Annotated in this window: 23 protein-coding genes; 13 read left to right on the forward strand and 10 right to left on the reverse strand. The window is 43.3% G+C overall.

What is annotated here, in order from left to right:
- Positions 1 to 190 precede the first annotated feature (190 nt).
- The 5 genes from AC1DRQ_RS22215 to AC1DRQ_RS22235 all read left to right on the forward strand — a co-directional run bounded on the left by AC1DRQ_RS22215 (position 191) and on the right by AC1DRQ_RS22235 (position 4,548).
- A complete protein-coding gene (locus AC1DRQ_RS22215) occupies positions 191 to 682 on the forward strand; it encodes a hypothetical protein (RefSeq protein WP_477426920.1) in 492 nt (163 codons plus the stop codon).
- Positions 683 to 714: 32 nt separating this feature from the next.
- Positions 715 to 2,163: an asparagine--tRNA ligase gene (gene asnS, locus AC1DRQ_RS22220; protein WP_429401722.1), complete on the forward strand. Its 1,449-nt coding sequence runs from the start codon at positions 715 to 717 to the stop codon at positions 2,161 to 2,163.
- A 128-nt stretch (positions 2,164 to 2,291) separates the two neighbouring features.
- Positions 2,292 to 2,774 carry an SRPBCC family protein gene (locus tag AC1DRQ_RS22225; protein WP_477426923.1) on the forward strand — a complete coding sequence of 161 codons (483 nt, stop codon included), beginning with the start codon at positions 2,292 to 2,294 and terminating at the stop codon, positions 2,772 to 2,774.
- Positions 2,775 to 2,790: 16 nt separating this feature from the next.
- On the forward strand, positions 2,791 to 3,327 hold the full coding sequence (locus tag AC1DRQ_RS22230) for an RBBP9/YdeN family alpha/beta hydrolase (RefSeq protein ID WP_477426925.1): 537 nt from the start codon (positions 2,791 to 2,793) through the stop codon (positions 3,325 to 3,327).
- 141 nt (positions 3,328 to 3,468) lie between these two features.
- The gene (locus AC1DRQ_RS22235) at positions 3,469 to 4,548 is read left to right on the forward strand and encodes an Ldh family oxidoreductase (protein WP_477426927.1); all 1,080 of its coding nucleotides are present in this window, start codon (positions 3,469 to 3,471) and stop codon (positions 4,546 to 4,548) included.
- Between the two features lie 287 nt (positions 4,549 to 4,835).
- Here the strand turns inward: AC1DRQ_RS22235 and lepB (AC1DRQ_RS22240) are convergent, their stop codons facing one another.
- From lepB (AC1DRQ_RS22240) to AC1DRQ_RS22270, 7 genes are all read right to left on the reverse strand, one after another.
- Positions 4,836 to 6,314 carry a signal peptidase I gene (gene lepB / locus AC1DRQ_RS22240; RefSeq protein WP_477426929.1) on the reverse strand — a complete coding sequence of 493 codons (1,479 nt, stop codon included), beginning with the start codon at positions 6,312 to 6,314 and terminating at the stop codon, positions 4,836 to 4,838.
- A 27-nt stretch (positions 6,315 to 6,341) separates the two neighbouring features.
- Positions 6,342 to 7,484 (reverse strand): signal peptidase I, encoded by a 1,143-nt coding sequence (gene lepB / locus AC1DRQ_RS22245; protein WP_477426931.1) that lies wholly within the window; start codon positions 7,482 to 7,484, stop codon positions 6,342 to 6,344.
- 118 nt (positions 7,485 to 7,602) lie between these two features.
- Entirely contained in the window at positions 7,603 to 9,054 is a 1,452-nt protein-coding gene (lepB, locus tag AC1DRQ_RS22250) for a signal peptidase I (RefSeq protein ID WP_477426933.1), read from the reverse strand.
- Positions 9,055 to 9,069: 15 nt separating this feature from the next.
- Entirely contained in the window at positions 9,070 to 9,819 is a 750-nt protein-coding gene (gene dapB, locus AC1DRQ_RS22255; protein ID WP_477426935.1) for a 4-hydroxy-tetrahydrodipicolinate reductase, read from the reverse strand.
- Between the two features lie 137 nt (positions 9,820 to 9,956).
- Positions 9,957 to 10,628 carry a DUF5683 domain-containing protein gene (locus tag AC1DRQ_RS22260; RefSeq protein ID WP_477426936.1) on the reverse strand — a complete coding sequence of 224 codons (672 nt, stop codon included), beginning with the start codon at positions 10,626 to 10,628 and terminating at the stop codon, positions 9,957 to 9,959.
- Positions 10,629 to 10,734: 106 nt separating this feature from the next.
- Positions 10,735 to 11,664, reverse strand: coding sequence for a ParB/RepB/Spo0J family partition protein (locus AC1DRQ_RS22265; protein WP_429401738.1), 930 nt, complete (start codon positions 11,662 to 11,664; stop codon positions 10,735 to 10,737).
- 3 nt (positions 11,665 to 11,667) lie between these two features.
- On the reverse strand, positions 11,668 to 12,471 hold the full coding sequence (locus AC1DRQ_RS22270) for a ParA family protein (protein WP_429401739.1): 804 nt from the start codon (positions 12,469 to 12,471) through the stop codon (positions 11,668 to 11,670).
- A gap of 266 nt (positions 12,472 to 12,737) precedes the next feature.
- Between AC1DRQ_RS22270 and AC1DRQ_RS22275 the strand changes: the two genes are divergently transcribed.
- Positions 12,738 to 13,259, forward strand: coding sequence for an NADPH-dependent FMN reductase (locus AC1DRQ_RS22275; RefSeq protein ID WP_429401741.1), 522 nt, complete (start codon positions 12,738 to 12,740; stop codon positions 13,257 to 13,259).
- 2 nt (positions 13,260 to 13,261) lie between these two features.
- On the opposite strand, the gene AC1DRQ_RS22280 is transcribed toward AC1DRQ_RS22275, so the two are convergent.
- From AC1DRQ_RS22280 to AC1DRQ_RS22290, 3 genes are all read right to left on the reverse strand, one after another.
- Complete coding sequence (locus AC1DRQ_RS22280; RefSeq protein ID WP_429401742.1) at positions 13,262 to 13,966, reverse strand: VIT1/CCC1 transporter family protein; 705 nt, start codon at positions 13,964 to 13,966, stop codon at positions 13,262 to 13,264.
- A gap of 203 nt (positions 13,967 to 14,169) precedes the next feature.
- Positions 14,170 to 16,155: a gliding motility-associated C-terminal domain-containing protein gene (locus AC1DRQ_RS22285; protein ID WP_477426940.1), complete on the reverse strand. Its 1,986-nt coding sequence runs from the start codon at positions 16,153 to 16,155 to the stop codon at positions 14,170 to 14,172.
- Between the two features lie 81 nt (positions 16,156 to 16,236).
- Positions 16,237 to 16,848, reverse strand: coding sequence for a class I SAM-dependent methyltransferase (locus AC1DRQ_RS22290; protein ID WP_477426942.1), 612 nt, complete (start codon positions 16,846 to 16,848; stop codon positions 16,237 to 16,239).
- A gap of 576 nt (positions 16,849 to 17,424) precedes the next feature.
- Here AC1DRQ_RS22290 and AC1DRQ_RS22295 point away from each other — a divergent pair.
- The 7 genes from AC1DRQ_RS22295 (at position 17,425) to AC1DRQ_RS22325 (ending at position 22,255) form a co-directional block, all read left to right on the forward strand.
- Complete coding sequence (locus AC1DRQ_RS22295; RefSeq protein ID WP_477426944.1) at positions 17,425 to 18,324, forward strand: LysR substrate-binding domain-containing protein; 900 nt, start codon at positions 17,425 to 17,427, stop codon at positions 18,322 to 18,324.
- A gap of 75 nt (positions 18,325 to 18,399) precedes the next feature.
- Positions 18,400 to 19,410, forward strand: coding sequence for an NAD(P)/FAD-dependent oxidoreductase (locus tag AC1DRQ_RS22300; protein ID WP_477426946.1), 1,011 nt, complete (start codon positions 18,400 to 18,402; stop codon positions 19,408 to 19,410).
- 2 nt (positions 19,411 to 19,412) lie between these two features.
- The gene (locus AC1DRQ_RS22305) at positions 19,413 to 19,721 is read left to right on the forward strand and encodes a 2Fe-2S iron-sulfur cluster-binding protein (protein WP_477426948.1); all 309 of its coding nucleotides are present in this window, start codon (positions 19,413 to 19,415) and stop codon (positions 19,719 to 19,721) included.
- 208 nt (positions 19,722 to 19,929) lie between these two features.
- The gene (locus AC1DRQ_RS22310) at positions 19,930 to 20,274 is read left to right on the forward strand and encodes an antibiotic biosynthesis monooxygenase family protein (protein WP_477426950.1); all 345 of its coding nucleotides are present in this window, start codon (positions 19,930 to 19,932) and stop codon (positions 20,272 to 20,274) included.
- A gap of 133 nt (positions 20,275 to 20,407) precedes the next feature.
- Complete coding sequence (locus AC1DRQ_RS22315; RefSeq protein WP_477426952.1) at positions 20,408 to 21,100, forward strand: flavin reductase family protein; 693 nt, start codon at positions 20,408 to 20,410, stop codon at positions 21,098 to 21,100.
- 81 nt (positions 21,101 to 21,181) lie between these two features.
- Positions 21,182 to 21,748, forward strand: a complete 567-nt coding sequence (locus AC1DRQ_RS22320; RefSeq protein ID WP_477426954.1) for a Crp/Fnr family transcriptional regulator — start codon at positions 21,182 to 21,184, stop codon at positions 21,746 to 21,748.
- 57 nt (positions 21,749 to 21,805) lie between these two features.
- A complete protein-coding gene (locus AC1DRQ_RS22325) occupies positions 21,806 to 22,255 on the forward strand; it encodes a DoxX family protein (protein ID WP_477426957.1) in 450 nt (149 codons plus the stop codon).
- Positions 22,256 to 22,607: the final 352 nt, after the last annotated feature.

Genomic DNA, 22,607 nt, shown 5'->3' on the forward strand with positions numbered 1-22,607 from the left:
GTAGTTATCCGGATAAGGTCAGCTTTTTAAACGGGAAATTCAAAGCGGCTTTACCTAATTAATGTCAGGCTTAACTAAGCATTCATAACGAACAATAAATTAGCAAATAGCTGATAAGTAAAGGTGTAATACCAACTTTTAGGTATATTTATAAAACCAGTTATTGATAACCTGTTACAGTTCAATCGTTGTGAAAAAATACCTGCTTTATTTACTTTTCGTAACGCTTTTGCTTTTTGCATCATGTGCCAAAAAGGAATGCTGTGATTTTCCACCCATTCCTAATTTTATCCTCGCCCAAAAAAATGGCGTAGAATGGGCAGGCGACCCTTCAGATTCTGCTATAGAGCGGGATACCACTATTGTAACCGGCAACAATACCACAGCAGGGCAGCAAGAAATAATTGGTTTCAAGCTCCGGGTGGATGACCCGGGTTACTATACGCTAAAAAACAATGAAGGCTATTATTACATCATCAGGGATAATGCAACAATAGCCAGATACAAACTTAGCCCAACACATAATAATACGGTAGTAGTTGTTGCATTTAATGCAACCGACAAAATACTGCAGGGTTATTTTGATCTTAAATTTGTTAAAACCTTTGACAACCCGGCAGGTTCTCAGCCTGATAGTATTAGCTTTTTAAGCGGAAAATTCAAGGTGGCTTTACATAATTAATTGTATTTTTGCGGCTCTAAAAAACATACTATATGAGCCAGCGAGTAAAGATCAAAGCATTGCTGCAGAGCCAGCAAACAGAAATTGATGTAACAGTTAAGGGATGGGTACGCTCCTTCCGTTCTAATCGTTTTATTGCTTTGAATGATGGCTCAACTAATAACAACATCCAAATTGTTGTTGACTTTGAAAACACCGACCCTGCCCTTTTGAAACGTATCACAGTTGGCGCCGCTTTAAGCGTTGCTGGTAAACTGGTAGCCTCACAGGGTAAAGGCCAAACAGTTGAAGTTATAGCAACTGATATTGAAGTACTGGGCGATAGCGATCCTGAAAAATATCCTATCCAGCCTAAAAAACATAGCCTGGAGTTTTTAAGGGAACACGCCCACCTGCGTTTCCGTACCAATACTTTTGGGGCGATATTCCGGGTGCGCAATAGCCTGGCTTTCGCGGTACACCAGTTTTTTCAGGAGCGTGGGTTTGTTTACCTGCATACACCTGTTATCACTGCATCAGATGCAGAAGGCGCGGGTGAAACTTTCCATGTAACCAACTTTGACCTGGATAACATCCCTAAAACAGATACCGGCGAGATTGATTTTAAACAAGACTTTTTTGGTCGCCCTACCAACCTTACCGTATCCGGTCAATTAGAAGGCGAACTTGGTGCAATGGCCCTGAGCGATATTTATACATTTGGCCCAACCTTCCGTGCGGAAAATTCAAACACTACCCGCCACCTGGCCGAGTTTTGGATGATTGAGCCTGAGGTTGCCTTTAATGACCTGAACGACAACATGGACCTTGCCGAGGACATGCTGAAATATGTGATCAAATACACACTGGATAAGAACGCCGACGATATGGAGTTTTTGACCCAGCGCCTGCAGGAAGAGGAAAAGCAAAAACCACAGAACGAACGCCAGGAAATGAGCCTGCTGGAGAAACTGCAGTTTTGTTTGGATCATGATTTTGAGCGTCTTACCTATACCGAGGCTATTGAGATCTTAAAAGAATCGACCCCGAACAAAAAGAAAAAGTTCCAGTACCCGGTTGAAGGCTGGGGAACCGACCTGCAAAGTGAACATGAGCGTTACCTGGTTGAAAAACACTTTAAAAAACCGGTGATCCTGACCGATTACCCTAAGGAGATCAAAGCATTTTACATGCGCCAGAACGAACCTGATGCCAACGGCCGCGAAACCGTACGTGCCATGGATATCCTGTTCCCTGGCATTGGCGAAATTATAGGTGGATCGCAGCGTGAGGAGCGTTTGGATAAACTGGAACAACGTATGGACGAAATGGACATCCCTAAGGATGAACTTTGGTGGTACCTGGATACCCGCCGTTTCGGTACTTGTCCGCATGCCGGGTTTGGCCTGGGATTTGAACGTTTGGTACTGTTTGTAACCGGCATGGGCAACATCCGCGATGTGATCCCTTTCCCAAGGTTCCCGAAGAATGCGGAATTTTAAACTGTATTTTGTGATTCCACCGATGGTTTTTGATTTCACCGATTAGCCCGTGTGGATTAATCAGTGAATCATCTTATCAATTAAAATCGGTGTAATCATCCGTTAAAATCGGTGTAATCACAATATATATGCCCATAATTGAATTAGCTACCCACATTAATGCTCCCATTCAGCAATGTTTTGACCTGGCCAGGAGCATTGATGTCCATGTAGCTTCAACCCGGCAAACCGGCGAAACAGCCATAGCAGGGCGCACCAGCGGCTTGATTGAATTAGGCGAATCCGTTACCTGGCGGGCCAGGCATTTGGGCAAATGGCAAACTTTAACTTCAAAGATCACCGAGTTTCAATATCCCAACTTCTTTACCGACGAAATGATGGAAGGCGCGTTTAAAAGTTTCAGGCATGAGCATTACTTTTTCCCCGTAAAAGATCAAACCCTGATGAAGGATATATTTATGTTTGAATCGCCACATGGTTTTTGGGGACATGTGGCCAACCTCGTTTTTTTAAAATGGTATATGACCCGGCTTTTAGAAAAACGGAACAAAGTGATCAAGGAAATAGCGGAAGCCCCCCAGCCCCCTAAAGGGGGAGTTAATATGTTTTGATAGTTATATTTATAAAATGATCTTTCAATCTACCATCCTCACTCATCCGGGCTTGGGTAACTCGGGCCCTGCACACTGGCAATCCCTATGGGAAAAGCAATTTAATTTTGACCGCATTGAGCAGCAAGACTGGGAAACCCCCATTTGCACCGATTGGATAACTACCCTAAATAGTTATGCACAGCAGCACGACCCGGGCAATATAATATTGGTGGGGCACAGTCTGGCTTGCACCGCCATAGCTTATTGGGCGCAAAAATATAACGTGAGCATAAAAGGTGCCTTACTGGTTGCTCCCAGCGATACCGAAGCTGATACCTACCCATCAGGCACCACCGGCTTTACACCTGTACCTTTAATAAAACTCCCTTTTAAAAGTATAGTAGTGGCCAGCAGTAATGATTATTATGTAAGTACTGAACGGGCACACCTGTTTGCCAACAGTTGGGGCAGCGAGCTGGTTAATATCGGCGATGCCGGTCATATCAATGTAGCATCGGGCCATGGCGAGTGGGCACAAGGGTTGGAGTTGCTAAAGCGACTGGATAATTGATATATTTATCCGTTAGAAAACTACTACTCACCCCATCGTCATTGCGAGGCACGAAGCAATCTCTATGCTCTACAGAGCGGCTCTGCTAATTGGGGATTGCTTCGTGCCTCGCAATGACGATGTTTAAATAATTTTCATACCATGCTTATAAACCCATCAACCCTGCGTGTTTTTACACAAAATATTTTTCTGGCCATTGGTTGCAGTACCGAACATGCAACCCTTGCTGCCGATGTTTTGCTGCGTTCCGATTTGCGGGGGATTGACTCGCATGGGGTGGCACGACTGAGCGGCTATGTGAGGCTATGGGAAAAGAACCGCATTAATCCCAAACCCGACATCAGGATAGTTCACGAAACGCCTACCACGGCCACCGTTGACGGCGACGCGGGCCTGGGCCTGGTGGTTGCTCCCTATGCCATGCAGGTGGCCATTAAAAAAGCCGAACTATATGGCTCAGGATGGGTATCGGTACGCAACTCCAACCATTTTGGTATTGCAGGTTATCACGCGTTAATGGCGGTTGAAAAAGATATGATAGGTTTTGCTATGACCAATGCAAGTCCGCTGGTGGCGCCAACTTACTCTAACGAGCGCCTTTTAGGCACAAACCCTATGTGCTATGCCTTCCCCGCAGGCCATTACCCGCCTGTGGTGGTTGATCTGGCTACCTCTGCCGCAGCCAATGGCAAGCTGGAGATTGCCCAGCGTTTAGGCAAACAAGTGCCCGAAGGCTGGATACAGGATAAGCGAGGCAATTATACTACTGATCCCCATGCTTTAAAATCGGGCGGTTCCCTGTTGCCGTTGGGCAGCGACCGCGATCACGGCAGCCATAAAGGTTTTGGGTTGAGCGCTACGGTTGATATTTTATCGGCAGTGTTATCGGGTGCCAATTACGGGCCCTGGGTGCCGCCGTTTGTAGCTTTTCTTGATCCCCCCGAAAACCCGGTTGGGAAAGGCATAGGGCATTTTGTAGGTGCCATGCGGGTTGATGGCTTTCGTCCGGTTGATGAATTTAAATCGCACCTGGATAACTGGATAGCCCGCTTCAAAACCTCTACCACGGTTGATCCGATGCAAAAAGTTATTATCCCCGGCGAACCCGAACTGGAAGCCGAAAATCACCGGAGCATTAACGGTATCCCGCTGGTTGATGCCGTGGTTACTGATCTGAATGCATTGGCCGAGCGGTTTGGGGTGAGCCCCCTAACCCCCTGAAGGGGGAATTGATAGTCCTGATGGATTGCCTTTAAAAACCACGTCATTGCTTCTCTCAAATTGTCATCCTGAACATAGCGAAGGATCTGTTCATGAACTATGCATGTTGTAGATTAGATTCTTCGCTATGCTCAGAATGACAAAAGTTTATTGTTTGATTCGTACCTCAGCAATGACGCGCGGAGAGGGTATCATCCCTATTATCAAACAAAAATGCCCGCTCAATAAACAAGCGGGCATCAAAACCTTTAGTTCCCCCTTCAGGGGATTAGGGGGCTTTAGGGGGCTTAATGTATCAGATTAAACAACCTGCTCCACCTTATTTTGTTCAGGAAGGAAGCCTGATCATCAATACTCATCCAAATAAACAGGGCTTTACCTACAATGTGATCTTCTGGCACAAAACCCCAGAAACGTGAATCTTCGGAGTTGTGGCGGTTATCGCCCATCATAAAGTAATAGTTTAGTTTAAAGGTATAGCTGTCGGTTTTTACACCATTGATCAGGATATCCTTGCCAACTACCTGCACCTTGTTACCTTCGTATATCTCAATAGCACGACCATAAACCGGGAATGTTAAACTATCCAGCTTCACTGTCCACCCACGTTTAGGCACAATGATAGGACCATAATTATCCACGTTCCACTTAAAATTTGGGAAGTTTGGTGTGATCTTATATTTAGGGAACAATTCAGGATAAACCGTATTTAACGGATCTGCTGCCCCCCTGGGTGTAATATCGGGTGTAATGGCTTTAATATTTGAGTAACCTTTTAAAGCTTTAATTGATTGTGCTGTTGTATTAACCTTAAAAGTGGTGTTATTAACAGGTGCAATATCTGATAAGTGCAAATCACTGATCAGTTGAGGATTAATCTCGCTGCCATCTGATTGTACCACGTATTTCATTTCGCCATGTGGTGGTGTAATAGCAGCTTTACCATTTATAAAAACCTGTGCATCAACCACACTCAGGGTATCGCCAGGTGTGCCCTGGCAGCGTTTTATATAATTTTCGCGTTTATCAACCGGCCTGTACAAAGGCGAATCGGCATCCATAGGGTAGTTAAAAACCACTACGTCGCCTTTTTTAACATCGCTAAGACCGGGTAAGCGGTAATAGGGCAGCTCAACACCATCCCAATAGGCCTTGGTACCAATAAGCGGCATGGTATGGTGCGCAAAAGGGAAAGCTAAAGGCGTCATGGGCAAGCGGGCGCCATAGTTAACCTTGCTTACAAACAGGTAATCGCCAATTAATAAAGAGCTCTCCATTGATGCGCTGGGAATTACATAAGCCTCAATAAAAAAAGTACGTATCAGCGTAGCGGCAATTACCGCGAAAATAATAGCATCGGCCCATTCGCGTGCGGCAGTTTTTTTAAGGGAGATCTTATATTTTTCCCTGAACTCCGGGCTTGCCGACTTGCCTAAGTATTTGGTATTTTTATCAAAACCCCATTTAGGGAAATATATGAAAGATAGGGCTACACCTGCAATGTGTTCGCTTAATGAAAATTTTCCGTATGATTTTACAAAATCAACTACGATGCCTATAGCTACTAAGAAACCAAGACCGGGAATAAGCAGCAGTATAAACCACCAGGCCGGCCGGCCGCTTAGTTTGATCATTACATAAAAATTATAGAGGGGAATGATAGCCTGCCAACCCGGCTCTCCGGCTTTTTCAAATAGTTTCCATAAGCCTACATAAGGCAAAATGATCAGTATTATAAATGCAATTACAAATTCTACAACGTTCACTTTATTAGCTTTATATTATTTTATCAATTAATGTATCCCTCTAAACAACCTGCTCCAGCGTATCTTATTTACAAAAGAGGCAGTACTATCAATGCTCATCCAGGTAAATAATGCCTTGCCTACTACATGGTCCTCGGGTAAAAATCCCCAGTACCGCGAATCTTCTGAATTATGGCGGTTATCGCCCATCATCCAGTAGTAGTTCATTTTAAAGGTGTAAGTATCGGCTTTTTTATCATTTATAAATATATCCTTGCCTACTACTTTTACTTTATTATGTTCATAAATTTCAATAGCGCGACCATAAATGGGGAATGTTAAACTATCCAGCTTTACTGTCCACCCTTTTTTAGGGATAATGATAGGGCCGTAATTATCTATATTCCAGGTATAATGAGGAAAAGCCGGTGTTATTTTATAACGTGGATACTTAACCGGGTAAACCGGGTTAAGCGGGTCATCAATCCCTTTTGGAGCAACATCAGCCGTTACTGATTTGATATTTGAATACCCCTTTAATTTATTGGCCGAGGCTACTGTTGTGTTGGTCTTAAAATCGGTATTGTTGATAGACGCCATATCGGTTAAATGCAGCTCATCAATCAGCTGCGGATTTATCTGGCTGCCATCGCTTTTTACCACATAGGTCATTTCGCCGTGGGGGGCGGTGGTTTCGGCTTTACCGTTAATATAAACCTGGGCATCAACCAGGCTCAGGGTATCGCCAGGGGTTCCCTGACAGCGCTTAATGATATTTTCGCGTTTGTCAACCGGTCTGAAGTAAGGCGAATCGGCCTCCATTGGCTGGTTAAAAACCACAATGTCGCCCTTTTTAATATCGCTTAAACCCGGTAAACGGTAATAAGGTAATTGAACACCATCCCAATAAGCTTTCATATTGGTATAAGGAATAGTATGGTGCGTAAACGGAAAGGCCACTGGTGTTATGGGTGTACGTGCTCCGTAATTTACCTTGCTTACAAATAAATAATCGCCAATTAACAGGGAGCTTTCCATTGATCCGCTGGGGATCACATATGCCTCAATAAAAAGTGTACGGATCAGCGTAGCGGCTATAACTGCAAAAACAATGGCATCGGCCCACTCACGAACCGCGCCTTTTTTTTTCTTGGTTTTGCTTTTATCTTTTTTCCAGAATTTCCAGTTCATGTATTTTGATGTGCAAATTTCAAATGTGCAGATTTTTTAAATGTATATAATTATTTTTTATTACCTATGACTGTTATGTAAGCTATATGTTACCAAACATCTGCACATCTAACATCTATCAGTTTATTCCCCTAAACAAGCGGCTCCATCTGATCTTATTAGCCGATGGCGAAGTTGCATCCCAGCTCATCCACACAAACAAAGCTTTACCTACAATATGATCTTCAGGTACAAAACCCCAAAAACGCGAATCTTCGGAATTATGGCGATTATCGCCCATCATCCAGTAATAGTTCATTTTAAAGGTATAGCTATTTGTTTTTTTGCCATTTATGGTGATGTCGTTCCCATTAACCTGCAGCTTATTATTTTCATAAACTGCAATGGCCCGGCTATAAAATGGCAGCGTAAGACTGTCCAGCTTTACAGTCCAACCCTTTTTGGGGATAATGATGGGGCCAAAATTATCAACGTTCCACCTGTAACGCGGGTTATGAGGAAATATTTCGGGGTCATAAACCCCTCTTAATCGTACATTGGGTGTAACTGTTTTTATATTCGAATATCCCTTAAGCATTTGGGCCGAATGCTCCGTCATATTCATCATGTAATCCCGATTGGTGAATTGCTGAATATCTGACAAATGCAGCTCATATATCATCTGTGGATCAAACCTGCTGTCATCAGCGCGTACCATGTATTCCATTTCGCCGTGTGGGGGCATTGTGGCAGGTTTGCCGTTCACATATACCCGGGCATCAATGAGGCTAAGGGTATCGCCGGGGGCACCCTGACAACGTTTAATATAATTTTCACGCTTATCAACCGGCCTGTAAAATGGCGAATCGGCATCCATCGGATAATTAAACACCACTACATCGCCTTTTTTTATTTCACTTAAACCAGGCAAACGAAAATATGGTAATTTGATGCCATCCCAATAGGCTTTGGTGCCCGTAAGTGGCATGGTATGATGTGCAAACGGAAAGGCTACAGGTGTCATGGGCAAACGGGCGCCATAATTAACTTTGCTTACAAATAAAAAATCGCCCACCAGAAGCGAGCTTTCCATTGAAGGGGTTGGTATGGTATAGGCCTCGATAAAAAGCGAGCGGATCAGCGTGGCGGCCACTACAGCGAAAATGACGGCCTCGGTCCACTCCCGGGCCGATGACCTTTTAAGGTCCTGCCTGTATTTTTCCTGAAACTCGGCACTTGCCGAAGCGCCTAAATAACTGGTTTTTTCATCAAACCCCCATTTAGGTAAGTAAATGAACCCCAGCAGCACGCCTGCGGCCTGCTGGCGCAGTTTTGTTTTACCAAATGATTTTATAAAATCAATGTAAATGCCTAATTCAACTATAATGCCTACACCGGGTATAATAAGCAGCAATAGCAGCCACCATGGCCTGCCGCTAATTTTTAGCATAATATAGGTACCGTAAACAGGAACCAGGGCTTCCCAACCGGCACGACCGGCCTTTTTAAACAATTGCCAGAAGCCTATGGTCATTAAAATTAATAAAGGGGCCGTAATAATGTAAACCCCAATATAAGCTCCTGTATCCATTTATTGATAACGTAATTAGCTATTAAAATCAAACATGGCCTCCACCGAATAAAAACCTTTTTTATCGTGGATCCATTCGGCTGCCAATACAGCGCCTAAGGCAAAGCCATTACGGTTATGCGCGGTATGTTTAAATTCAATCATATCAACTTCTGAATCATAAATAACGGTATGTGTACCCGGAATGTTATCAATACGCATAGATTCGATCAGCAACTGGTTTTCTGTAACTGTTTCATCATCATCTTTGTCATCGGTAGTTAACACGTTGATCCACTCCCGTTTTGAATCAAGGTTTTCAATGATACCTTCGGCAATGGTTATGGCCGTACCGCTTGGCGCATCCATTTTTTGGGTATGATGAATTTCTTCAACCTGCACATCATAGTACGGGTAACGGTTCATTACTTTGGCCAGCAAACGGTTAACATGAAAAAATATATTTACCCCAACACTAAAGTTTGATGCATACATTAATGAATTGCCATCCTGCTCGCATCTTTGTTTTATTTCGGGTATTTTATCATACCATCCGGTTGTGCCTACTACAATAGGTACTCCCGCGTTAAAGCAATGGTCAATATTGCCCAATACAGATGATGGCGTGGTAAACTCAATTACCGCATCGGCTTTTTGTAAATTTTCGGCAGTAAGATCATGCAGGTTATCATGATCAATAGTTAAAACAATTTCATGCTTGCGGCCAATGGCGATCTTTTCGATGATCTTGCCCATTTTTCCATAGCCCAGTAATGCTATCTTCATATTTTTTAGTATCAAGTATTTAGTATCAAGACCGCTGCCTTTTTTGGTATATTTAAGTAGCACATATCAAGGATACTTCAATTTCTTTATTTCTTTAAAAAATCGTGATACTTGATACTGGCTACTTGATACCAATCCTAAAACGTAAAGGTAATTTTTATAGCCGGAATAAAAGAGACATTAGTACTTTGTGCATAAACTGGCTGGTTTAAAACACCAGGTGTAACCTTTATGGCCAGGTCATTATCAACCGTATAGGAGTGAATGAATTTGGCATCAATATAAGCATCAATGGTTTGAATGCCCCATGTGGCCAAAATACCAAGTATGCTTAGGTCGCGGTTACGCCTGTTACCATCAGCGGCACTTGCAAAATCCGATTCAGAAACACCACTTCCATACGCATTGTATTCGGCATAATATTTATCATTTGGACCGGGCGCAATACCTTGTCGCTTATACTTTGCAAGGGTTATAAACTGGGTATAATATTTCTGATTAAATATTACGGCCGCAGCCAGCAAACCCACACCGCCATAAATAATAGGCACTTTCCACCAGCGGTGGTTATATAATTGTCCCCATCCGGGCACCATCAGGGAATGCATTACTGCCTTATGCGGGCTGTGCAAGCTATCGGGATGATAGGTTTTTTCCTTTTTTATGGGAGGAGCAAAAGAGCCAGGCGCTGTATTTGAAGCTTTCCTCACCGTATCACTTTTGCCCACCACAGTCGTATCTGTTACCTGCGCTTGAGCCGCAAAGGTAAATACTGTGATAAACCCAATAACAAACAAAAATTTATACATTTTTAAAAGAATACAATTGAAGTAGCAAGTAGTTAGTATCATGACATTGCATTTTTATACACTTTCAAAAATCCTGATACTTGATATTAAAACCTGATACTAATTTTTACCAATCCAGCATCTCAAGGATACGGCCCAGATCATCTTCTGAAAGGAATGGTATTTCAATAACGCCATTGCCCCTGCTGCCCACCTTAAGTGTTACCCGTGTACTAAACTTTGAAGCCAGGTCGTCTTGTATTTTTTGCAATTGATAGGATACCGGTTCGGGTTGTTTGCCCTCTTTTTTTACCGGCGCCTTTTGCATGTCACGAACTAATTCTTCAACCTTACGAACGGATAAACCTTGCTGAATAATATGCTGATGTAAATATAATTGTTTGGCGGGGTCTTCAATAGTGATAAGCGCCTTGGCATGACCCATGCTAATTGCCCCATCACGAATAGATGCCTGTATACTTGGCGGCAATTTTAACAGGCGCAGGTAATTGGTAACTGTCGATCGGTTTTTGCTCACCCTGTCGCCCAGTTCTTCCTGTTTAAGGTTACACTCCTCAATCATACGCTGAAAGCTAAGGGCCACTTCAATGGCATTCAGGTTTTCGCGCTGAATATTTTCAATCAGTGCCATTTCCAGCATTTGCTGGTCATTGGCCGTGCGCACATATGCCGGTATTTGTGTTAAACCAGCTATTTTTGATGCACGGAAACGACGCTCGCCAGATATGAGCTGGTATTTATGCGCGTTAACACGCCTTACAGTTATAGGCTGTATAAGCCCCTGTAATTTAATGGAGTCGGCCAGTTCGGCCAGGGCCTGCTCATCAAAATCAGTACGGGGCTGAAAAGGGTTTACCTCGATCTCGGCCAGTTGTATCTCATTTACCGATCCCAGGCTGTTAACCTCAACTGCTGATGTTGAGGCTTCCCTATCTTTATTGTTATCCTTAGTTTTATTATACGGTTGTACGTTTACAGAGTCATTCAACAGCGCACTTAATCCTTTGCCCAGGGCATTTCTTCTTTCACTACTCATTGCTTACACTGTTGCTGTTTCTGTTTTTGCCTCGCTTTTTGTCAGGCCATTTTTCTCAATAATTTCGCGTGCCAGGTTCAAATAATTTATTGCCCCCTTACAGGTTGCATCATGCATAATTACCGATACGCCAAAGCTTGGAGCTTCGCTTAACCGTGTATTACGCTGAATAATGGTATCAAAAACCATATCCTCAAAATGCGTTTTAACTTCGTCAACCACCTGGTTTGATAAGCGCAGGCGCACATCGTACATGGTAAGCAGTATACCTTCAATTTCCAATTGCGGGTTTAAGCGCGATTGTACAATTTTAATGGTGTTTAACAATTTGCCCAAACCCTCTAACGCGAAATACTCGCACTGTACCGGTATAATTACCGAGTCGGCAGCGGTTAACGCGTTAATGGTGATCAAACCCAATGAAGGCGAACAATCAATAATGATAAAATCATATTCATTGCGCACAGCTTCAAATACCTGTTTCATTTTATATTCGCGCCCACTCAGGTTAATCATCTCAATCTCGGCACCTACCAGGTCAATATGCGCCGGTAGCAGATCAAGATTAGGGGTGTCTGTTTTTTGGATAGCTTCATGAGGATCAACCTGGTTAATGATACACTCATAAATACTATTCTTAATGTTACGGGGGTCAAAACCAATCCCCGATGTTGAATTAGCCTGCGGATCGGCGTCAACCAACAAGGTTTTAAAATCTAATACGGCCAAACTTGCAGCCAGATTTATAGATGATGTAGTTTTTCCTACGCCACCTTTCTGGTTGGCTAAAGCAATTATTTTACTCATTCTATATTTTCAAAAATTTATATTTCAATGATTTATAACAACGCTAAATAGAATTAGAAATTTCTACTTTCGTAAAGTTTTTATCTGGTGATAAAGATACGGATTTAAAACAATTCCGAAATCCACAGGTTTCGGCAATTTACAAACAATATTAATTATTGAATTACCGAATTATCGACTTATTGAATGATATTAAATTTATAAACTATTCATTATCGAAGACCAAAAATCAATAATTCAGCAATTCAATAAATCAAAACTACTAAATGATCACTATAATATCAGCAACAAACCGCCCCGGCAGCCATACACTTAAACTTGCTCAGTATTATCAGCAAAAACTTCGCGAAAAAGGAACAGAGGCAGGTTTATTATCACTTGCCGAATTGCCGGCCAATTTAATTCAAACTGATCTTTATGGCAAACGGAGCCCCGAGTTTATGCCTATACAGGATATTATTACCCGAACAGATAAATTTTTATTTATAATACCGGAGTATAACGGCAGCTTTCCGGGTGTACTGAAGGTATTTATTGATGCCTGCGCTTACCCAGAAAGCTTTTATGAAAAGAAAGCCGCCCTGGTTGGTCTGTCATCAGGAAAATATGGTAACATTAGGGGCATTGATCATTTTACAGGCGTTTGCCATTACATCCACCTCAATACCATGTCGTTAAAGATCCACATAGCCTCCATAAATAAGGAAATGGACCAAAATGGACAGCTTTTAAATGCCGACACCCTGAAATTTACCAACGAGCAGATAGATAAGTTTATAAAATTTTGATATTACCCCGTGATAAGTTTTGCCATTAAGAACGCGGCGGCAGCGGCTATGGCGCCTATGAATAGTACTTTCAAAGCGCCCTTTATTTTTGGCTGGCCAGTTACTTTACTTTTAAAATAGCCAAATATAAACAGGCAAATCATGGTAATGCCACAAGAATAATACAAAGCCTGCAGCGAATCGGCAATAAAAAAATAGGGTGATAGCGGAATAATCCCCCCGACAATATATGATAAGCCAATGGTTATGGCACTTTGTGTAGCCCGGTTTGCCTTCGGCTCTTCCAGGCCAAGTTCATAACGCATCATAAAATCAACCCATTTATCTTTATCCTTTGCCATTTCTTCGGCAACCTCATGCTGTAGTTTTGCTGACAGGCCAAAGGCGGCAAACACCTCCTTTACTTCCATTTTTTCCTGCTCGGGCACTTTTTCTACCTCCGCATATTCACGTTTCAGTTCAGATGCATAATGGTCAACCTCGGTTCGGCCGGCCAAAAAACCACCCAGTCCCATCGCTATGGAACCGGCAACAATTTCGGCAATACCGGCCGTGATCACAATATGCGATGAATTTACGGCCCCGCTTAATCCGGCGGCCAGTGCAAAGGGCACCGTTAATCCGTCAGACATGCCAATAACAATATCCCTGATAATATCTGAGCTTTGTAAGTGATGTTCGTGATGCATATATAAAAGTAGTAGCATTACAGTTAGTATTTAATATAAATAGCTATTTATAATGAGTATGGCCTCACCTAAATTCGAAGAATTGTCATTTCGATAGAGCTAAGGGGGAATGAGGGAGGCGCGAAAGAGAAATCTTCTACACTATACAAAGTCCGCATGAAAAGTCGCATAAGATTTCTCTCTACCGTTCGAAATGACAATTCTTCGAATTTGGGTGAGGCTTACCTTATGATCTGCACCCAACCGGATAATAAAGGCGCGCCGCTTTTAAGATCGATCACATAATAGTAGGTGCCTGGTGGTAATACGGTACCATTGTAAGTACCCCGCCAGGGATGATCATAGCCTATACTTCTAAAAACCTGCTGCCCATAACGGTTATAAACTGTTAACAAACTTTGGGGATAGGTTACCAGCGCTTCAATATCCCAAAGATCATTCCGGCCATCGCCATTGGGCGAAAATGTATTGGGGATCACTATCTTTTTATAAACCCTAACAAAAACACTGTTTGTATCAATACCACAATTAAAATTTGACGTTACGTGCAGGGTATAAATTTTATCATCAGTGGGGTTAGCAAGCGGGGTTAGTGATTGCGGATCGCTCAGGTAATCGGCCGGTGTCCAATAAAATACATCGCCACTTTTGGCAGAGCCATCCAGCTTAACAGATTGGCCTTCAAATATCTTTTTATCGCCTCCGGCATTGGCAACCGGCGGGGGCAGCACATTAACCGTTACTGTTTTTGTTTCAAAACAGTTATTATCAGCATCAGTTACTTTAACGGTGTAAATTGTGGTATCGGCCGGGTTAGCAATAGGATTTTGTGAGAATGGATCAGACAAGCCGGTTGTGGGTGTCCAGCTGTATTGATTATTACCTGGGGCAGATGCCTTAAGCGGTATGGAAGCTCCTTTACAAATACCTGATGGTATGGCATCTAAAGTAACAACCGGTTTTAAATGTACGGCAAGTGTTGTTGAGGCAGATGTTGAACAACCCGCTGCCGAAGTTACAATGACTGAGTAATTACCTGCATCGGCAGGAGTTACCGCATTAATAATAAGCGGATTTTGATTTTTATTAGCAGCAGTTACCCCGGGCCCCCTCCACAAATAACTTGCCCCGCCACCTGCCTCTAAACTCACAGCATCTCCTTCACAGGCTATTTGCGGTTGTATAGTTGGTACCACCGGGTAAGCGTTTACCGTAACCGTAAGGGGGTCAGAAAAAACCCGGCAATGTGCCGATGTTATATTTTGACCCGCCGCAGCCGCAAGCCTATATTGATAAGTTCCGAAAGTGCCCGCACCCTGTATAAAAGTGTAAGCATCTGAAGTTGCACCGGCAATGTCAACCCATCCGTTTCCATCGCCTGTGTTTATTTGCCATTGCATTCTGGGATTGATATATCCTTCGCCAACCTCCGATTTTAAGATGTAAGTTTTGGATTCGCCTACGCACTGATTTTGGGGCTGATTGGCTGTTACGGTATTAAAACCGGTTTTTATGACCGGTCCGCAGGCCCTGAAAGTGATGTCATCAAGCAGCAGATCATTACCATTACCCCCCGGCGCTTTATTGATCATTTTTACAACAACCTGTGTGGTATTGGCGGGCGTGGTAAAAAACAAGCCTTCCTTCACCCACACCGGACCTGCTGTTGGGGGTATAATACCGGTATCATAAGTAGCTAATACGGCGCCATCAATAGTTTCAACCGAAAACTCAATATCGGGATGTATAACTGTATTATCACTTGCAGCAGCCGTTAGTAAGTTTAGTACATAGGCCGAAAACTCATAGGTAGTATTTTCGCATAATACAGGTGCCTGCTGGGTAAAAAAAACACTCGGCGCGTAACTGGCATTTATCATCATAAAAAAACCGTTGCCATTGCCTGTATGATCTGTATAAACGGTATGCCAGGTATTATGACAACCACCGCTATAATGCGTAATGGTATATGACCCATCGTTCGGACAGTTGGATACGTATGTTAAATTCGTAACACCATCAGGTAATTGATCGCCAACACCTGCACCTGTTCCAAAATCCTGATTAAATACCGGATCGCCCAAACTACCGCTACAGATGGCGACAGCGGCATCTTTTAAAATCCTCGTTTTTTTTTGTGCTATAACGCTGCTAAAAGTCAGTGTAAAAATCAGCAGTAAAAATAGTTTTAGGGTATGCGGCGGCATTAATTGGGTTAACTTAAAAAGCTATACACCAAAAATATACTATTTTATTAATTAACAATGAATTAATACGTGGGAGGCAATCTATTTTTTCTGTATGCACCAGGTGGTCATACTGCGCAGGTTTTGCACATTGGTGGTTTTTATAGGTTCATAAAGTGTCCCGTTTAATTCATGGGTGTACTGGAGCAGAGTTTGTTCATTTACCAAAAACCGTTCGGAACCATCGGGAAGCAGGTACCGGCCATTCCCTGTGCTATGCACCAGGGTTTCAATGCCAATATCCGAAGCCAGCCTGGTAAACAAATAACCACCCGGCTTTAATACCCGCCAAAGGGAGCGCACCATACTATCAAAATGCTGTTGGTTTTGGGCGAAATGCAGTACCGCGCTGCAAATAACCAGATCGAAAAAGTCGTCAGTGAAGGGCAGATCCTCCACCCCGGTCACACTAAAATTACCTGGCGCATTAGTCGGGGCCAACAGGGCCGATAGTTGCTTAACTATGGCAACAGCTTCGGCACTTTGGTCTACCCCATATACTTCATAATTATTTTTCAGAAAATACACCAGGTTACGCCCGCCGCCACAGCCCGCATCCAGCACGGTTTTGCAATCATTAAAGCGCCCCTTCAATAACTGATCAAACAGGTAGATATCAATATGGCCAAAAATTTGCTGCAGGTCGTTTTGCATGGGATGATGATTTTGCTGGGGAAATTAAGGAATTTTTATATCAATGGCGGGATGCTTTCCATTCCCTCCCCACGGGAGGGGTGCGTTGGATAGTGTATGGGCAGGGAGGGGTTTCCACGCGCAATCACTTTGTCTGAACCTTGATTCATCGGATTAAAGGATTACCGCGATTTATTTTTCCCCAAGTCCTCACAGGCAAACATTAGTAGATTGTGCGCCCGTTTTCCATTCCCTCCCCACGGGAGGGGTGTGCCGGATTGTGCAGTGGCAGGGAGGGGTTTTTTATACGCCTGATTATATTTAATAGTTCAATAAACCCCTACCTCCCCTTCCCCAGGGAAGGAATCGCACTCTCCCCAAGCTTTTTTTTCTTCCAAAACACTTACCACTGTAACATTTCACCAACACATCAATCTTATATCCAATGGAAACGTTTATTTACCTTTTTACAAGAGCCATATTGCTGGGTTGTTTGCTGGTAATTATGTGCACCGTAACGCCTTGTAGCACTTTTTCTGACCATTCCGGGGAATAGCCAACAGTGTTTTATGCTTTAAAACCACTAAATTTAACCCAATGATTTTCGATTTCAGGTTAAAGGTTTTTTATACTGTTGCACAAAGGTTAAGTTTTACCAAGGCCGCCCACGAGTTGTTTATTACCCAGCCTGCTGTTACCAAGCACATTAAGGAGCTGGAGCAGCAGTTGAGCATACAGCTGTTTAAACGCAATGGCAACAACATAGCGCTTACCGTAGCCGGCAAAGTGCTGGTACAATATGCCGAAAAGATATTCCAAACCTATACCGCCCTTGAAACCGAACTGGCCCAGTTGAACAATATTGAAGCGGGCACCCTACACATTGGCGCCAGCACCACCGTGGCCCAAACTATTTTGCCTAAAATACTGGCACTCTTTAAAAAAACATATCCCGAAGTTACCTTCAATTTTATACAGGGTAATACCGATCATATTTCGCAGCTGATACTGGACGAAAAAATAGATGTAGCCATAGTAGAAGGAGCTGCCCACTCACCGCAACTGGCCTACTCGCCTTTTGCCAAAGACGAAATTGTATTGGTAACCAAGGCAAACAATAAGTTATCAAAAAAGGCCGAGATCACCCCTAAGCAATTATTGGACATCCCGTTGGTGCTGCGCGAGGCCGGGTCTGGCACGCTTGATGTAATATTTAATGCCCTGGCCGAGGAGCATATCGGCCCCAAGGACCTGAACATTGAGATCCAACTGGAGAGCAGCATCGCCATAAAACAGTACCTTTTATATTCAGAAACGGCCACTTTCCTGTCTATCCAGTCGGTATTAAGTGAGCTGAAATATAACGAGCTTAGCATTATCGAAATAAAGGGAATGGAGATTTTCCGTACCTTTCAGTTTATTCAGCTGCATGGCAAAAACAACAAATTGATTGATCTTTTCAAGCGTTTTTGCCTGGCCAATTATAACTATAAGTAATCATACATTACTTAATATCATTTGTATCAGGGCTGCTTTGTATCCACATTTGAGCGCTTACTAAAAAGCGATTTTATGGAACATATTAGTACCGATATTTGCATTATAGGCGCAGGCCCGGTGGGTTTATTTGCCGTTTTTGAGGCAGGCCTACTAAAAATGCGCTGCCATTTAATTGATGTATTGCCCCAGGTTGGCGGTCAGCTTTCTGAAATTTACCCGCACAAACCTATTTATGATATCCCCGGTTATCCTGATATAACCGCCCAGCAGCTCGTGGACAGGCTGATGGAACAGGGAGCCCCCTTCCACCCTACTTTTAGTCTGGGTGAGCGGGTAGAAACACTGACAAAAAATGATGACGGCTCTTACTTTATACAAACCAATGACGGCACTACCGTACACTGCCAGGTGGTTGTTATAGCCGGCGGACTGGGCTGCTTTGAGCCCCGTAAGCCGGAGATTGACCGTTTGCTGGAATTTGAAGGCAAGGGCGTGGCTTACATGGTTAAAAACCCCGAAATGTTCCGCGACCGCAAAGTGGTACTGGCCGGTGGCGGTGATTCGGCGCTTGACTGGGCTATATTTTTAGCCAATGTTGCCGAACGGGTTACGCTGGTTCACCGTGGCGATACCTTCAGGGGTGTGCCTGACTCTGCCGAAAAAGTATTTGAACTGGCCCGCGAAGGCAAGATAGACCTGATCCTGAAATCGAACGTGGTTGCCTTAACCGGCGAAGGCCATTTACAGGAGATAACCCTGCTTGACCGCAATAACGAGGCGAGCCACATAGCTGCCGATCATTTGATCCCGCTGTTTGGCCTTAGCCCCAAGCTGGGCCCTATTGCCAATTGGGGACTGAACATCGACTTCTCGGCCATTGTAGTAAACACCCGCGACTACAGCACCAGTGTGGAACGTATTTATGCCATAGGCGATATCAACACCTATCCGGGGAAATTAAAGCTGATATTATGCGGTTTCCACGAAGCTGCCCTGATGGCCCAGAGCGCGTTTAAATATGTTTACCCCGAACAAAAGCTAAGTTTCAAATACACTACCGTTTACGGCGTAACCGAGTTTTAACCATGATCAACTTACTTATTGAAGACAGGGAGGGTCACCGCGCCCCGGTTGAAATACCCGAAGGCATTAATCTTAGCCTGATGGAAGTTTTAAAAGCTTCTGAATATGATGTGCTGGCCACCTGCGGCGGCATGGCCCTCTGTGCCACCTGCCATGTTCAGGTACTGGAAGGTCCGGAACATTTTTTTATCGCAACCGACAATGAGCTCGACATGCTGGACACTCTGCCCAATGCCGGGCCCGATAGCCGCCTGGCATGCCAGATCCACATCAGTGAGGAAATGGATGGCATGGTTTTCAAATTACGATAAGTTATAAATACACTAAGTAAGGCAGTGTTTAATTTCATCTGTTATTGGATATAAATACATCATTTTTGAACGTTTTTTGTTAAAAACCATCAAAAATAGTGCGTTTTAGATCAAATTTGACAGTGTTAAAAAAGGGCGCTGAAAACCGTACACTAAGTCTGCAGTGCGTAACTTTGAACTGTTAAGTTCATAACCAAAATATATAAAGATGATAGCTGTAATTTTTGAAGTGATGCCTCAGGAAGGCAAAAAGCAGGAATATTTGGATATAGCCGCCTACCTTAAACCCACGCTGGTAACCATTGACGGTTTCATTTCTATCGAAAGGTTTCAAAGCCTTACCGATCCGGGGAAGATATTGTCGTTATCCTTTTGGCGCGATGAGGAAGCAGTGAAGCAATGGCGCAACCTGGAGATTCATCGTGACGCCCAGTCAAAAGGTCGCGCGTATGTGTTTAAAGATTACCATTTAAGAATAGCCAACGTGGTAAGGGATTATGGCATGTTTGACAGGGCCGAAGCTCCCGCGGATAGTAAACAGATACATCATTAAGTATCTCTGGATTACCTGTTGAAGATAAAACTCAGCAAGTTCCGGGTTTTACAGCGGTGCATTATTGAGCAATTTTGAATAAGCAAATAGCATTGCTTTTAATTGTTTAATATCTATCAAAAATTATAACAAAATGCACAAAGTAAGCGAACCCGCCATCCTTTATTTCGGCACGCCGGTGGTGTTGATCAGTACCATGAATGAAGATGGCTCCTATAATTTAGCTCCTATGTCATCGGCCTTTTGGCTCGGTTGGCGTTGCATCATTGGTTTGGCCACCACTTCCAAAACGGTGCAAAACCTAAAACGTACAGGCCAGTGTGTTTTAAACCTGCCATCGGTTAATGAGGTACAGGCTGTTAACAAACTGGCACTTAAAACCGGCGTAAACCCCGTACCCGAAGTAAAACAAAGTCGGGGTTACTACTATGAACCTGATAAATTTGGCATTGCCGGCTTTACCCCGGTGCCATCGCAAAAGGTAACGGCTCCACGGGTTATGGAGTGCCCCGTGCAGTTGGAAGCGCATGTTGTTGCTATACACCCTATTAGTGAGGATAACGAACAACAACGCGGCCGAATAGTAACCATGGAATTAAAAATAGTACAGGTGTACCTGGAAGAATCGATCATGATGCATAATGACCCCAACCGGGTTGATCCTGATAAATGGCGACCGCTCATCATGAGCTTTCAACAGTTTTATGGTTTGGGTCCGCAGGTACATGCTTCATCACTGGCCAGTATCCCGGAGTACAAATACAGAAGCCCGGATATTGAAATAGCCCGCAACATGGAAAAGATCAGGCAACCAATAAGCGCTTAGTATTATTAGTAAGATCAGTAATTTAATAGTGATTTTGGTTTGCCTATTGGAAGATAAGCCTTAGTGCTTATCTTCACCTTTATGAAACAAATACGGGAATATTTAGAGTGCATGACCTCACTTAGTGATAAAGACTGGCACATATTTTCATCAAAGCTTACCCAACATGTGATCCCCAAAAAAACAGTTATTTTAAAAACCGGGCAAATTGAAAATTATCTGTCGTTCATGGAAACTGGGATTGTGCGCTACTATATTCCCAAAGACGACAATGACCTCACCTTTGCCTTTACTTTTGAGAACAGTTTTGTGAGCGCCTATGATTCGTTTTTAACCCGTGCGCCCTCTACCTACCAAATTCAAACACTTACTGATACTACACTCTGGAGCTTAACCCACCAAAACCTGCAGGAAATATACGCTGAAACTGAAATTGGCAATACCATTGGTCGTCTTGCAGGCGAAGATATCTTTCTGAAAAAAGCCAAACGTGAGCTATCATTATTAAATGATACGGCCGAGCAGCGCTACCTGAATTTATTTACCGAACAGCCGCACCTCATCAGGCAGATCCCATTAAAATACATTGCCTCATACATTGGCATTACCCCGCAGGGCCTGAGCCGTATCCGCCGGCGAATTACTTAACTTAGGTTCATTGTTTGCTTTTCGCGGTATGCGGAAATTTGAAGAAAAAACATTAGCATGAAACCACTAATTGTATTGCTGCTTGTATTTGGCATAAGTCTGGCAGTTACAAAACTCATAAATGATTACAATATCAGACTATCGGCACAAATAGCCATGGCCGTTATGATGGTTTTTACTTCCATCGGTCATTTTATTTATACCAGGGGGATGGCTATGATGTTACCCTCATTTATTCCCTTCAAAAAAGAAATCGTTTACATTACCGGTGTGCTGGAAATTGCTTCGGCCGCAGGCTTGCTTATACCCGCCACAAGAACAATTACCGCCTGGCTGCTCATCATATTTTTCATAGTGCTTACCCCTGCCAATATTAATGCCGCCATAAAACACATCAATATGGAAAAAGGAACCTATGATGGCAGCGGGCCAAAATATTTATGGTTTCGTGTGCCCTTGCAGGTATTGTTTATTGTGTGGGTTTATGTGAGTTGTTTAATGTATTGAACGTTGTTATCCTTATGGCCGGGAGGCCTTTTACTTTTGTCGCAACAAAAGTAACAAAAATGCTTTTTTTCTTTTAGGCTTCTTTGCCGCACATAGCCTTTGCCCCTGCCTTTGGTCTTATCAATAGTTTTTTAAGATTATTGTTATTGTTGAAATGGGGGTTCCAAGGGGGGTTAAGAACTAAAAACTTTGTGGAGAACGTTATTAAAAGGCAGGGTGAACTTATTTGCCCTATAGTCTGCCGGACTATGATTTGTATTAGTTCCCTGCCTTTTATGATTGCCCAAGGCCCAGCTATAATTATTCCCTTAATTCATCAAAGGTGATTGGCAAAAGGCAATTTATTAACGTA

The organism is Mucilaginibacter sp. P4_E8 (assembly GCF_056401495.1).